The organism is Vibrio maritimus, from assembly GCF_021441885.1.
Lineage (GTDB): Bacteria > Pseudomonadota > Gammaproteobacteria > Enterobacterales > Vibrionaceae > Vibrio > Vibrio maritimus_B.
Window position 1 is genome coordinate 1,932,008 of the sequence record NZ_CP090439.1, and the last position, 13,029, is coordinate 1,945,036.

General features: G+C 45.3%; 13 protein-coding genes. 8 read left to right on the forward strand and 5 right to left on the reverse strand.

Features of this window, described 5'->3' with window-relative positions; genetic code table 11:
• Positions 1 to 42 precede the first annotated feature (42 nt).
• Both LY387_RS25105 and LY387_RS25110 read right to left on the reverse strand, forming a co-directional pair.
• Positions 43 to 276 carry a DUF3389 domain-containing protein gene (locus tag LY387_RS25105; RefSeq protein WP_234496851.1) on the reverse strand — a complete coding sequence of 78 codons (234 nt, stop codon included), beginning with the start codon at positions 274 to 276 and terminating at the stop codon, positions 43 to 45.
• Positions 273 to 707: a hotdog fold thioesterase gene (locus LY387_RS25110; RefSeq protein ID WP_234496852.1), complete on the reverse strand. Its 435-nt coding sequence runs from the start codon at positions 705 to 707 to the stop codon at positions 273 to 275. Before LY387_RS25110 ends, LY387_RS25105 begins: the two co-directional genes overlap by 4 nt.
• A gap of 97 nt (positions 708 to 804) precedes the next feature.
• Here LY387_RS25110 and LY387_RS25115 point away from each other — a divergent pair, with 97 nt between their 5' ends.
• The 4 genes from LY387_RS25115 (at position 805) to LY387_RS25130 (ending at position 6,264) form a co-directional block, all read left to right on the forward strand.
• Positions 805 to 1,593, forward strand: a complete 789-nt coding sequence (locus LY387_RS25115) for a M48 family metallopeptidase (RefSeq protein WP_234496853.1) — start codon at positions 805 to 807, stop codon at positions 1,591 to 1,593.
• A 238-nt stretch (positions 1,594 to 1,831) separates the two neighbouring features.
• Positions 1,832 to 3,082 (forward strand): outer membrane protein transport protein, encoded by a 1,251-nt coding sequence (locus LY387_RS25120; protein WP_234496854.1) that lies wholly within the window; start codon positions 1,832 to 1,834, stop codon positions 3,080 to 3,082.
• A 22-nt stretch (positions 3,083 to 3,104) separates the two neighbouring features.
• Positions 3,105 to 5,519: a VolA/Pla-1 family phospholipase gene (locus LY387_RS25125; protein WP_234496855.1), complete on the forward strand. Its 2,415-nt coding sequence runs from the start codon at positions 3,105 to 3,107 to the stop codon at positions 5,517 to 5,519.
• Between the two features lie 178 nt (positions 5,520 to 5,697).
• A complete protein-coding gene (locus LY387_RS25130; RefSeq protein WP_234496856.1) occupies positions 5,698 to 6,264 on the forward strand; it encodes a PhnA domain-containing protein in 567 nt (188 codons plus the stop codon).
• 84 nt (positions 6,265 to 6,348) lie between these two features.
• Here LY387_RS25130 and LY387_RS25135 read toward each other — a convergent pair whose 3' ends face one another.
• Entirely contained in the window at positions 6,349 to 7,290 is a 942-nt protein-coding gene (locus LY387_RS25135) for an endonuclease/exonuclease/phosphatase family protein (RefSeq protein WP_234496857.1), read from the reverse strand.
• Between the two features lie 505 nt (positions 7,291 to 7,795).
• Here LY387_RS25135 and LY387_RS25140 point away from each other — a divergent pair.
• The 3 genes from LY387_RS25140 (at position 7,796) to LY387_RS25150 (ending at position 11,102) form a co-directional block, all read left to right on the forward strand.
• Complete coding sequence (locus LY387_RS25140) at positions 7,796 to 9,052, forward strand: aromatic amino acid transport family protein (RefSeq protein ID WP_234496858.1); 1,257 nt, start codon at positions 7,796 to 7,798, stop codon at positions 9,050 to 9,052.
• Positions 9,053 to 9,190: 138 nt separating this feature from the next.
• Complete coding sequence (locus LY387_RS25145) at positions 9,191 to 10,627, forward strand: methyl-accepting chemotaxis protein (protein WP_234496859.1); 1,437 nt, start codon at positions 9,191 to 9,193, stop codon at positions 10,625 to 10,627.
• A gap of 262 nt (positions 10,628 to 10,889) precedes the next feature.
• Positions 10,890 to 11,102 (forward strand): TFIIB-type zinc ribbon-containing protein, encoded by a 213-nt coding sequence (locus LY387_RS25150; RefSeq protein ID WP_234496860.1) that lies wholly within the window; start codon positions 10,890 to 10,892, stop codon positions 11,100 to 11,102.
• A gap of 78 nt (positions 11,103 to 11,180) precedes the next feature.
• On the opposite strand, the gene LY387_RS25155 is transcribed toward LY387_RS25150, so the two are convergent.
• Together LY387_RS25155 and LY387_RS25160 are read right to left on the reverse strand one after the other, a co-directional pair.
• Positions 11,181 to 11,831, reverse strand: coding sequence for an HAD-IA family hydrolase (locus LY387_RS25155; RefSeq protein ID WP_042471422.1), 651 nt, complete (start codon positions 11,829 to 11,831; stop codon positions 11,181 to 11,183).
• 124 nt (positions 11,832 to 11,955) lie between these two features.
• The gene (locus LY387_RS25160; RefSeq protein WP_234496861.1) at positions 11,956 to 12,456 is read right to left on the reverse strand and encodes a hypothetical protein; all 501 of its coding nucleotides are present in this window, start codon (positions 12,454 to 12,456) and stop codon (positions 11,956 to 11,958) included.
• 72 nt (positions 12,457 to 12,528) lie between these two features.
• Between LY387_RS25160 and LY387_RS25165 the strand changes: the two genes are divergently transcribed.
• The gene (locus LY387_RS25165; protein WP_234496862.1) at positions 12,529 to 13,008 is read left to right on the forward strand and encodes a CreA family protein; all 480 of its coding nucleotides are present in this window, start codon (positions 12,529 to 12,531) and stop codon (positions 13,006 to 13,008) included.
• The last annotated feature ends 21 nt before the right edge of the window (positions 13,009 to 13,029 follow it).

Sequence of the window (13,029 nt, forward strand, 5' to 3'; positions counted from 1 at the left end):
CTGTTGGAATTTAGTTTCCTCTTTATCGGCAAAATTAGCAAGTTACAAGCGCAATATCTCGATCCCGCACTCAGAAGCAATGGCCTCTATTTGTTCGACTGTATCGAGCTTTACTGACCATTTACATTCCGCTCCATTTGCCGACAACACGCAAGCTGGCAATATCAGCTGAAGAGCATCCACTTGAGCTTGAAGCGTGACTTGACCTTGCGTTAAACGAACGACAATCTCGTGCGGCGTCGCAATCACTTTACCTTGGGAAAAATCGACGATCATTGTTTTGCCTTCTTTTGCTTTTTCACGGCAATCGTGAGTCGACTTGTGCAAACAAGTCGCTGCTTTTCATCCGTAATGTCAATCTGCCAAACCTGCGTCGACACCCCTAGGTGCACGGGGCGAGCCGTGCCGATCACATGACCAGAGCGCATCGCTCGAATATGGTTTGCGTTGATATCGAGTCCAACGCAGTAGTGGTTTTCATCCACACAGTAGTTTGCTGCTAGCGAACCAAGAGTCTCCGCTAACACGACTGAAGCCCCGCCATGCAACATCCCAAGTGGCTGATGGGTAAAGCTGCACACAGGCATCGTTGCGGATAAGGTGTCGTCGGTAAAATCGGTGTATTCGATTTGAAGATGCTCCATCAGCGTGTTCTTAGAAGTGCGATTAAGCGACTCTAATGACATATTCTTCTTCCAAATACTCATCGATAAATCCTATACTTAAGTGATTGAATGATAAGAATGATGCCTGTAGTTTTTGCGAATGGCAAACATCTCACTAAAGGACAAGGGAGTCTCTAAAATGAAACGTTGGACAAAGGTGTGTTGCGCCGCTGCGGTTACCGCAGCTTTAGCGGCTTGTTCGTCGTCTCCAACTGGACGTGGCCAAATTATTTTGTTCTCTGATGCACAAATGAGTCAACTCGGTGCGCAGTCATTTGAACAGATGAAACAAGAGCAAAAAGTTAGCACTAATAAACGCATTAATGAGTACGTCCAGTGCGTTGCGAAAGCGATAACCGACCACGTGCCACCCCAACCAGAGTTTGCTGAATGGGAAGTGGTTGTATTCGATTCAGAACAAGTGAACGCCTTTGCTTTGCCCGGCGGAAAAATCGGTGTTTACACTGGGCTACTTGATGTTGCCGTTAATCAAGATCAACTAGCGACAGTCATCGGTCATGAGGTTGCTCACGTGCTCGCCGATCACAGTAACGAACGCCTGTCACAAGCACAGTTAGCTAATACAGGGCTGCAAGTTACCAGCGTAGCTTTAGGGGGCTCTCAATATAAAGACGTGACCATGGCCGCACTAGGGGTAGGTGTTCAATATGGTGTTATCCTACCCTACGGGAGAACGCAAGAATCAGAAGCAGACATTGTTGGTTTAGAACTGATGGCGAAAAGCGGATTCGATCCTTATCAAAGTGTTGAACTCTGGAAAAACATGGCTAAAGCCTCAGGTGGAAACCAGCCACCAGAACTACTCTCTACCCACCCGTCACACGACACTCGCATCAACGATTTAAAGGCTAAAGCAGACCAATTGCCTGCCTACGATATTAACCACCCTACGTGCAAGAAAGCCTAGACCTCATCTACTTCATTTAAGCATGCATCTCAAATCATAAGGGCAGCCAAAAACTGCCCTTATCTAGTTATCCCTGTTTGTGACAACGCATAATATGCGAGTTGTAGCATTTTTGACCTTTTTCTCTTTGATTTTACGTATTCTTTACATATATTTAACAACAGGTCTGACAAGTCGTACCCTACGCTATTAAAGATACGGCAGTTTAGAACCCCTCCATTTATTAAAGGATGACTAAATGAAAAGAAGAATGCTGTTGACGCCAATAGCGCTTGCTGTTGCTTCCCCCTCCTTGTTTGCCGCAGGATTTCAGGCAAACGAACATTCAGCCTCAGGTCTTGGACGCGCTTTCTCTGGTGAAGGTGCTGTTGCGGATAATACAAGTGTACTCGCGCGTAACCCTGCTGCGATGACTTTGTTCGATAAGGCACAATTTTCTGGCGCCATTTCTGTCGTTGACCCACAAGTTGATATCACGCAAACATCTCCAGTAAATCAAACGTCTAAAGACGTCGCACCGACTCAGTTGGTGCCTGGTGCGTACTACATTAGCCCTATCAATGAGCAATGGGCGTGGGGGATTGGGCTATTTACTAACTACGGTGTCGCGACAGATTACCCTGATGGTATTTATGCTGGTGACTTAGCTGGCGATACGTCACTCATCACCGTAAGCCTCAACCCTAATATTGCGTATCGAATTAATGAGTCTTTCTCAATTGGTGCCGGGGTCAACCTAACGCACGCTGAGGCAGAGTTAACTCGACATAAAGGCGGCTTAGCACCCGCGTTTGGCAGTAACAATCCTTCAGAGAACCTAATAGGCCTTAAAGGAGACACCTTTGGCTATGGCTGGAATATCGGCGCTTTGTACGAAATCAATGATAACAACCGTTTAGCACTCACCTACCGTTCGTCGGTTGATCTTGAGTTCAAAGATGGTGAATTCTCTAGCTATGACTCAGGAATAGCGAATGCTCCAACCGTCGATGGTCGTCTTGACGTCACTCTTCCTTCTATTTGGGAGCTGTCTGGCTACCACAAGTTCGCAGAGAAATGGGCGCTTCACTACAGCTGGTTTAGAACCGAGTGGAGCAGCTTTACCGAGCTAAAAGCGACCTCGCCTGACTGTAATGATGGCACCGCCGGTCAGTGTTTCTTCAAGAAAGAAGACTATAGCGATAATGACCGCTACTCAGTTGGCTTTACCCACTACCTAAGCCAAGACTGGACCATACGTGCAGGCTTTGCTCTTGATAAGAAAGCGGGTAAAACTACACTCAGCATCCCTGATACAGACCGTTATTGGTACTCGGCAGGTTTCACTTATCAGTGGAATCCAAAGCTGTCGTTTGATGCGGGTATTACCTATATCCATGGTAAACCAGGCTCATTTACTGAAGAAAATGCCGCTGGAGAAGTGTTGACGTTTGACGCTAAATCTTCCGCTGCCATCGGTGCTCTTCAAGTGAACTATGTATTCGACTAATAGCCAGAGAAAGGATTCAACAATGAAAAAGACTTACCTTGCGACTGCTCTATCTGGCGTACTGCTACTAGCAGGCTGTGGTGGAGATGCCGAACAAAGTGGCGAAGCGACCCTTCCAACTTATGAAAGCTACATTACTGAGTCACTCGCTCAGCCAACCAAACTTCAATTCGTTTTGCAGGGCGCAAACGCGACTGTTCCGGTTCCCAATAATCTGCTGATCAACACATTAGATGGAACGCTTGAAATTCCAACAGGCGGAGATGATGCACTATCTAATCCACTCGCAGCTATGGGACAAATGGACGGCTGGTCAACAACGGCTAACCTAACTATACCCTTTGATGGTGTACTCGATGCGACGACAGCGCCCAATGCAGTTACAATCATCAAACTTAGCGACAAACTGACGGGAACGCCCCTTCCCGTGCAGACACTTCAGCACGGCGTGGATTATGTCGCCAGCACTTCAGGTGGCAACCTTATCATCACGCCACTTGTAGACTTTGAGGCATCATCTGAGTACATCATCGCTGTGACCAATAGCCTAAAAGACAGTACATCAGAGCCTGTTGGAATGTCGCAAAGCTATGCTTCTTTAAAATCCACATCACGTATTTATGAATCTGGAAGTTTGGCATCAGCTCAACAACTTGTACAAGGCGTTGAAGCTCTTATTCAAGCAGGAACTGGTGGTGCGGTACCAGCACAGGACATCGTCTACTCTGCATGGTTTACTACCCAGTCTGTGGGTGAAACGCTGTATGCCACGAAAGCGATGTTAGCTCAGGCACAGAGCGACGACTACACCTACAGCACAATTTGGAAAGAAGGCGCAAACCCGAATAACGCTGCCGTAGATACCATAGGTCAAATGACCTTTGGCGACAGTGATGATTTCGCCGTTATACTCGCCGCCGATGATAACTTTATTGAGTACATTTCAAACGAAACCGTGCGAAGCCTAGTTATCTCTCAATACACACCTGGTACAGTAACGGTGACCAGAGGTACGGTTAATCTTCCCTACTATCTAGAAACAGGGGCTGATTGGTCAACCCAGCCTTTTGAATCTGGTTCAACGAGCTTGGCAATTGTGACCAATACTATTACTGACAACGAGGCGGAACAATCTCACTTTGCCGAGCAACTCATTAGCTATAATATTGACCCAAATGAGTTTTTTGCCGATCCCGCTTCTAAGCTTCAGGATATTTTAGGGCTTACCTTCACCAAGGTCGACGGTTCCCGATATGATACAGATAGGATCATCACACAGTACTCACCAGTGCCTGTCGTGAAATCGGTCGAGGCAGTCAACTTCCTACTCTATACACCGACGAATCCGGCGGGCGCACTTGATGGTCTTGTGATTTATCAACATGGCATTACCTCAGCGAAAGAGAACAGCTACTTCTTCGCCAACAACCTCGTCGCCAATAACTACGCGGTCATCGCTATTGATGCTCCTATTCACGGAGAACGTAGTCTTGATGACCAGCGCTCTGCGAATACCAACGTGTTGGCATACATGAACTTGTCTGTACTCCCGGTAGCTCGAGATAATATTCGTCAGTCTATGTTGGACCTGATTACACTTCGTATGGCGTTGGGTACTACTCAAGCAGCAGGTGGCTTAACCACTACATCGCTGGCAGTATTACCGTCATTGGCAACCACACCACCTAGCTTCATTGGTCACTCGCTAGGCGGGATACTTGGCGTACCCACTGTCGCACAAGCTAATAGAACGCTCAATTCAGCTGCAGATGCATTTTTCTCATTTAAGAATGCTTCTTTTGTGAATGCGGGTGGTCAGATCTCGAACCTATTGTTGGGCTCTGAGTCCTTTGGACCTGTGGTAACCCACAATGTCGCGCTAGCAGCAGGTATTGGGTATGACAGTTTTGTCGCAGGCTGTGGAACTCCTGGTGAAACAGACTACGAGAAAAACTGCTTGGAAGCATTTGAAGCTGACGATCCAAGCAACTACTCGAAGCTTCTATCAACCAATGCTCAATTTGGTTTTGCCGCGCAAACCGTTTTGGACACAGCAGACCCGTACACAAACGCCACAGTATTGAAAGACCTAGCGACACCTGTGTATATGGGACAAGTCCTGAGCGATGCTACGGTGCCAAACAACGTACCCGGTCCTATGCCTGGCACTACGGTTAGCAAGTATGTCTTAACATCACCACTCGCAGGAACTGAGCCACTGGCTGCCAAACTAGGTCTTACTGACATCACGGCTTCAAGCGGAGCTGGTGCGAAAACGACACCGTTCGTTCGCTTTAATAATGTTGGTCAACACTCAACGTTTGTGGTCCCACAAGGTACTGCAGATGCAGCCCATCACGCGGAGATGCAAACTCAAGTGGTAACGTTTGTTGATGCGAACGCTGCCGTGGTAACCAACACAACTGTTCTTGAGTAATAACATTCAAGCCATTATCAGCACGGCTTCGGCCGTGCTTTTTTATGTCCACGATCACACTTTTCCTTAAAACCATGTATAATGCGCGGCTATCAATCCAGTGATACTAAAATTAAGTACCACATCATCTTAACCATCAGTTCAAAAACTGCTGGTCATATCAAAATAAGGTATCTGTATGTCTATTGAAGCAACCATGCTTGAACGCTGCGAAAATAAATGTGAACTTTGTGCTGCTGAAACTGCTCTCACGCCATTCGCTGTTGCCCCTCATACACAAATCACGGTTGATCACGCGATCATGCTTTGCGACACATGCACAAGCCAAATCGAAAACCCAGAGACGATGGATGTAAACCACTGGCGTTGTCTAAACGACAGCATGTGGAGTCAAGTAGCGCCTGTTCAAGTGATGGCTTGGCGTCAACTTAAGCGTCTATCTGCAGAGGGTTGGGCTCAAGACCTCGTCGATATGATGTATATGGACGAAGAAGTGGCGAAATGGGCAGAGCTTGGTCTAGACGAAAATATCGAAAAACCTCGTGATGTAAACGGTGTAGAACTTAAGAAAGGTGACGACGTAACTGTTATCAAAGACCTTCCAATCAAGGGGTCTTCACAAGTGATCAAGCAAGGTACTGTTATTCGTGGTATCAGCGTAAACCCTGACGATCCGAAGCACGTTCAAGGTCGCGCCAACGGTCAAGCAATGTATGTCATTGCGGAATACTGCCGTAAGAAATAACCGCTACCATACGGATATAAAAAAGTGACCTTTACGGTCACTTTTTTACTTTCTAACGTACACAAAAACACATCTAATAGTGCTCTATTCAACGTTCAGCACCGTCAAAATCGCAGCGTGGTCTGATCCCTGTATCTCCTTTACTCGCTCTCGCGAGCAAATCGGTGAATATCGAACATCTTCATTCTTCACCCAAAGATGGTCAATGGCTGCGACAGGATAGCTCTTCATCCCCCACCTTTTCACAAATAGAGGCCAACTACCTACAGGTTGGGTGGAATAATCTGAGAGCGTTTGGTCAAACCTACGGGTAGTACTCGCTAAATTAAAATCCCCTAACACTAAGTTAAACGTCAATGGAGAGCGTTCAACGAAAGACCCTATATCTTGAATCAACGCATTGCGCTCAAGCCATAAGACCTCACTTCTCGGTGACGGAGGATGTGCGGCGACAACAAAGACATCTCTTTGATACCGAGTTTGCCATATTACATTGACCATAGAGTGGCCGGCTGCCGAAGTCCTGACATTCATACCATACAAGGACGAGCGGCTCATGATCATGAGTCCATTGGGATACCCTATCCTTCTCTGTCCGCCAAACCTATATGGATAGAGGTTATTGAGTGAGGTTAGCTGCTCGCCATGTTTTGGTGTGACTTCTTGGAGTACAACTAGGTCAGGTTTAGCTTCACGCACATAAGTGATAAGCGTATCCAGCGAAGTGTTCTCATAAAAGACATTGTACTGAAGCACAGATAGAGTCTTCGACTCACAAACTTCTGACTGTAGGAATCTCTGCCCATTTATCCCGACTAAAGTACTCAGCGAAGTGAGAATCATCACTACGGTAAGCAGTCCTTTACGAGCGATTAGGGATACTATTCCGAGGGCAGCATAATACATTGGAAGTACAGAAAGGAAGGCCGCTAAATTTTCTAGTTGCCATGACACTTCAAAGAATCGAATGTATACCGCAAGCGTAAAAGGAAGTACTGCAGCCAACAGCATTAGTGTTTTCAGCAAATTACTCCCTCAACGTCAAACAAATCCTTCTAATTCATTAGGATAGACGAAAACTGTACTCTTGTCCGCCTATTGTTCGACTGAACTACCAACAGAGCTTAGATATCTTCATCCAACTCAGTGGCTTCCAATTCGGCGAGCACCAAACCAATTTCCATTGCGTCTAGCCACTCTAATTCTTGTTCATTGTTTTCTCTTTCCATAGCTTTGCTCCTGATACATCTCTAGATAGAGGCAGATTAGCCACGCTATATGACATCTCTGAGAAACCCAAGAATCTCTCGTTAATTCCTTGAGCAACATCATTGTTAATCGTTTGCTACGAGCACACCCTCACCCTCCGTAAATAAATCTTTACGACACTATAAATAAAATGATACAAAGCACTTGATCACTAGTATTTATCACTGCATAATCGCTGAAATATTAGTTCATGCATCTGAATTGTGTCTTAAATACGCTTATCAAATGCTGAACAGCCCCAAATCGTAAAGATATATATACAATGAAATCAAAAGTACTCGGAAGCACCCTCATTATTGCAGGCACAACAATTGGTGCCGGTATGCTTGCACTACCTATCGCTTCAGCCGGCATAGGCTTTGGAACATCAATTCTATTGATGTTCGGGTTATGGGCGCTGATGGCGTATACCGCTCTGTTGATGATTGAGCTGCACCAATACGCCGACCACTCAGCAACGCTTCATACCCTCGCGAAACAGATCCTCGGCGATAAGGGCAAATACATCGCAAGTTTTGCTATGCTGTTTCTGTTTTATGCGCTTTGCGCGGCCTATATTGCTGGCGGCGGTGGTCAGTTTGCAGATCGCCTGGAAATGATTTTTGGGGTGTCACTCTCCCCGACTCTAGCTACTTTGATCTTCACCTTGATCGTAGCGCTGACTGTGACCATAGGTACACATGCGGTAGACAAGTTAAACCGCATACTTTTCACCCTTAAGCTAATTGCTATGGGAAGCGTACTGTTTCTTCTAGCTCCAAACGTTACTCAGGGTTACCTAACAAGCCTACCTATGCAGCAAGGACTTATTGTTGCAGCAATTCCCGTTGTCTTTACCTCATTTGGTTTTCACGGAAGTATTCCAGCTATTGTTAACTATCTAGAGGGCGACACCAAAGCGCTTCGCAAAGCCATCGTCATTGGCTCAAGCCTTCCGCTCGTAATCTACGTGTTTTGGCAATTGGTAACGCTGGGCGTGGTGCAGCAGGAGACGCTCGTCGAAAATTCGGGACTATCCAACCTGATTACTCTGCTTTCGAGTGCAGTACATGTCGAGAAGTTAGCGACTATCATTGGTGTGTTTGCTGATTTAGCGCTTATCACGTCATTCTTGGGCGTAAGTCTTGGACTGTTTGAATACCTGCGTGACTTAGGTGGCAGCAAAGCCAGTAAGAAAAGTTCAACAAACACCTTCTCTAAACGTGCGATAGCGGCTCTAGTGACGTTTTTACCACCGCTTTGTTTCGCGCTTTTTTACCCTCAAGGTTTCATTATGGCACTTGGCTATGCGGCAATAGCGCTAGCGATTCTCGCAATCTTCTTGCCTACAGTGATGATCGCTAAAATTCGTAAAGTCGCAGTCAACGCTAACCAAGGTTCATTAAAAACCGAGCAAGGTACAGTGCATTATCAAACTGGTGGTGGTCAGGTTGCACTTTACGGTGCCATGTTAACGGGTCTAGTGATCGTTACCGCTCAACTGCTTGTTACCTTTGGAGTTTTGCCTAGTTTAGGATAATTAGGTGATCTCAATCACACTAAATATGAATCAACTTAAAGTAATTACATAAAAAGTCGATATCATACACACTACTAAAGCCCCTGTAGGGGCTTTTTTATGTCTATTCAAAATAACAAAATCACTCACGGAGTCCCCATGAGAGAAGTACAATTCAGAAAAATCGATGCGCTCTTTATTAAAATGTCGATCAACGACAAGCTATGGATCGCTTTTGCACTCTTTTTTGCTGCACTCACCTACTCGTCTGTCGCTCGATATCAAGACACCATTTCACAAATGGAAGCTAAGGCAATATCGAACGTTGAATCAAGCCTAACCGCTTATATTAAGTCTGCAGAATCCATGGGCGATATGACTCTATTGAGTAAAATGGGTGTGTCGGAAGGATACGCGCAACCGTCTAGCATAAATAACGGCGTGGTCACAGCAAATGTTCGTGCTAACAGCGGTCAGCACTACTCTATGAGTGTGCCATCTAGCGACAATATGGCTGAAGCAAAATCTGATGCCCTAGTTAGCCTGGCTCTAACTTATCTGTGGTTGGTTCCGTTTGGTATCTTCAGTTATTGGCTAGCCACGTTCCTCGGCGGTGCGTTATACACGCTTTACACCACAGTGAACAAAATCGCGGACGGCGATCTAACCTCTCGCTTAAACTTTGTAGCTGGTCGTGATGAATTTGGCACTATCGGTGTAGCTTTGGACCAAGCAATGGACACACTGACTGAGCTTGTTACTACAGTAAAAACATCTGCAACTAGCTTAGAAGAGACCGCCTCGTCTTTCCACGAAGAGATGGCTCGCAGCAATGGTCAAATCAACAATCAGTATGCGTCTTTAGACTCTGTAGCAACAGCTATGGAAGAGATGACAGCGTCAGCACAGGAAGTCTCAAACATCTCTTCTCAATCCAACCAGCAAGCGGAAGAAGACACCAAACAAGTTGAGATGAGCTATCAGCGTGTTCAACAGGCGATTCAAGATATCAATCAGTTGTCAGCCTACATCGAAGAGGCATCACATTCTGTAGCGGCGCTAAACGACAATACAACTCAGATCAACGAAGTCATCACGACGATCAATGCCATCTCGGAGCAAACCAACCTACTAGCGCTTAACGCTGCTATTGAAGCTGCGCGTGCCGGTGAACAAGGTCGAGGTTTCGCTGTTGTAGCAGATGAAGTCCGCACACTAGCAAGCCGCACTCAAGCCGCTACAGTTGAAATTCAAGCGATGATTGAGAAACTTCAATCAGAGAGCCAAAACATTGCTGAAATCACGCAGCAAACCGTTGAGCAAGCAGAATCGAGCAGTAGTCTAATCGGTGAAATTGGAAGTGATGTGAACTCAATTGCGGACTCTTCTCGCGCCGTCATGGATATGAGTACTCAGATTTCAACATCAGCGGCAGAGCAAAGCGCTGTTGCTTCAGAAATCGCAGCTGAACTCAGTGACATTCGAACTCAATCCGCAACGATTCGTGAGGTAGCGGAAAACAGTGAGATTGGTGTTGCAAACCTATCGAAAGCAACAAAAACACTGAGCGAAGTCTTATCTCGTTATAGAACGTAAACAACTCTGATTTTTTTCCGGAATAGACCAGCCTTGCTGGTCTATTTTTTTACATACCCCCGATTCTTTTATCATTTTTCACCAAGGAATTTATAAAACCACCCGTATAACATTCGGGTTTTACTTAACGTGCAAAACCTAACGCTACCATAAGTGATATTTGTCGCATTACATTGGCAAAATATTGAGTTATTCAAGAGAGATGCGCTGAATAGTATTACAATTTAAGAACAAGACTCGTCCTGCTTACTAAAGGGGTTTTATGACAAAATCAAAATCGTCCCACCAACCACTTGGTCTTTGCCCTGTGTGTGGCTCAGATGAGGGACTATTGTCGGAAGACAGTGAAACCTTTATATGCGCAGACTGTGGCTACTATACCCAACAATTCTCACATCATAGTTTACTCGTTTACCAAGAAACGACTGCTCAAAAACACATCCCAAGTATCAAACACGTCCAGCTGATCCACTAGAGCTGCGAATGTTTGTTTCAAGCATCACAGGGATCAATGCCGGCTCTTACACCGAATTGACCCTACGAGAATAGAAAATCAATCGATAGATTCTATATGTTTAATGACGTCACTCATGGATGTTAAACAGGTCGAGGCGCTCTGTTTGTAATCACAAGACAGAGCAAAATGAATGGTCTGTATGCCCGCAGCAACGCCCATGTTGACACCTTTCGAAGTATCATCGATGTATAAGCACTGATCAGGTAGGAAACCCATCATAGTGACCGCATACTGCAGAAGGTCAGGTTCTGGCTTCCAACTGTTCGCATCGAAAGCAGAAATAATCCCATTCTTAAAACGCTCTTCTAAACCAACTGTTGCCAGCATTTTCTGAGCTTTATGGGTCGGACTATTGGTGACAACACAGTACTCAATCCCGGAACTATCCAAGTAATCCAGAAGCTCTACCGCGCCATCCATGGGTTTGAGTTTCTTTTCAAAAAGCTGTTCGGTTTGTTCACGGTAGATTGGCTCGAGTAAATCCAAAGAGACATGACTACCTGCTAAAGATTGAGCAGAAGAAAGCACATCTGCGATTTTGCCACCAGAGAAATTATCTAACACCGCCTCTAATCGAAGAGTAACGCCGACTTGCTTGAAAGTCTCTACTATCGCTTCACAGCAAAGTCGCTCACTATCGACTAGAGTTCCATCACAATCAAACAACACACATTTAATACCTGACATGACGTTTCCACGACCTTTTATACTTAATTCTCGTCAAATATTAATATGGTTTGCTGCCCCAAACGTAGATGGAATCGAAAGTTTGACGCTTTCAAACGACAAATCCGCGAAACTCAGCCATTGATCACCGTTTTTCTAACCAAATCTGCGAATTTGTTGCAATCCCAACACTTTGTATTAGAGAAGCTGCAAGCGAATCACTATCGATTAAACAAGTTTCATTGTCACACGTTATGTCTGAGATAAGTGTTGTTTCACCTTCTTGGCATAGCATAGCTGCGGCAATTGGATTCCCTTTTAAGAAGCCGAGATAAAGGGAGTGAGCAGGTTCAACAATGATCTGAGTTAAAAACTCGACAATCAGCTGCTGATGCTTTTCGTTTGCCCATCGTTTGGATTGAAGAATCGAAAACATAATAGTTAATCGATGAAAATCAACCAAATGCCATTCGATGTCAAAGGCGCTTTCATGGCCTGCTTCTAAAGGCTCTAGATGACAACTTGATTGCGCCTCTAGATAAAGATCACGTCCTTTTAAGCTCTCTTTTGTTGGATAACCACCCTCGACTTGGCTCGCCAGCCACTGGTTTTTATTATTTTGTAGACGCGTGGCTATATCTTTCATATCAATCCTATTCGATTTTTTTGGTAACCTTAGTTATGGTATATAAAAGCCTAATTTAAAAAGGAAACCTTTATGCTTAAAAAGCTTATGCTGGTCCCACTTGCCACCCTAGCCCTCTATGGCTGTGGTGATAAGGAAGTGGGCGATGTGTCGTTGGGTATGTTCACATTAAAAGATATTAAACTCAACACTCTTAACGACCCTATCGTCACTGGCGTAACCTGCCATGTGGCTAGTATTGAAGCGGATCTCAGCCTTTCCGACCCAAGTGACAGCTCTATCTCTTGCCGTCAAACAGGTGAAATAACGCCAGAGATGATTGCAGAGATCGATAAGTCAAAATCAGGCGAAATTGTCTTTAAGAAGTCTAAAAGCATCTTTTTCAAAAGCATGAAAGTTCGCAGAATATACGATGCTGATAACCAAACTCTGATGTATCTTTCTTACTCAACAAAAGAGACGTCGGGAAGCTTTAAGCACAGCCTATCGACCGTTCCTCTTTGGGGTACCGAGGCATACACAACCAAACCGGTTGAGCTAGAACAGCAATAAACGAATAGAGCCAACGACACA

Bases quoted from the DNA above. Each gene is read 5' to 3' on its own strand.
- LY387_RS25130 (WP_234496856.1), top strand. From the start codon at position 5,698: ATGTCTATTGAAGCAACCATGCTTGAACGCTGCGAAAATAAATGTGAA.
- LY387_RS25120 (WP_234496854.1), top strand. From the start codon at position 1,832: ATGAAAAGAAGAATGCTGTTGACGCCAATAGCGCTTGCTGTTGCTTCC.
- LY387_RS25125 (WP_234496855.1), top strand. From the start codon at position 3,105: ATGAAAAAGACTTACCTTGCGACTGCTCTATCTGGCGTACTGCTACTA.
- LY387_RS25105 (WP_234496851.1), bottom strand. From the start codon at position 276: ATGATCGTCGATTTTTCCCAAGGTAAAGTGATTGCGACGCCGCACGAG.
- LY387_RS25160 (WP_234496861.1), bottom strand. From the start codon at position 12,456: ATGAAAGATATAGCCACGCGTCTACAAAATAATAAAAACCAGTGGCTG.
- LY387_RS25165 (WP_234496862.1), top strand. From the start codon at position 12,529: ATGCTTAAAAAGCTTATGCTGGTCCCACTTGCCACCCTAGCCCTCTAT.
- LY387_RS25145 (WP_234496859.1), top strand. From the start codon at position 9,191: ATGAGAGAAGTACAATTCAGAAAAATCGATGCGCTCTTTATTAAAATG.
- LY387_RS25115 (WP_234496853.1), top strand. From the start codon at position 805: ATGAAACGTTGGACAAAGGTGTGTTGCGCCGCTGCGGTTACCGCAGCT.
- LY387_RS25150 (WP_234496860.1), top strand. From the start codon at position 10,890: ATGACAAAATCAAAATCGTCCCACCAACCACTTGGTCTTTGCCCTGTG.
- LY387_RS25140 (WP_234496858.1), top strand. From the start codon at position 7,796: ATGAAATCAAAAGTACTCGGAAGCACCCTCATTATTGCAGGCACAACA.
- LY387_RS25110 (WP_234496852.1), bottom strand. From the start codon at position 707: ATGAGTATTTGGAAGAAGAATATGTCATTAGAGTCGCTTAATCGCACT.
- LY387_RS25155 (WP_042471422.1), bottom strand. From the start codon at position 11,831: ATGTCAGGTATTAAATGTGTGTTGTTTGATTGTGATGGAACTCTAGTC.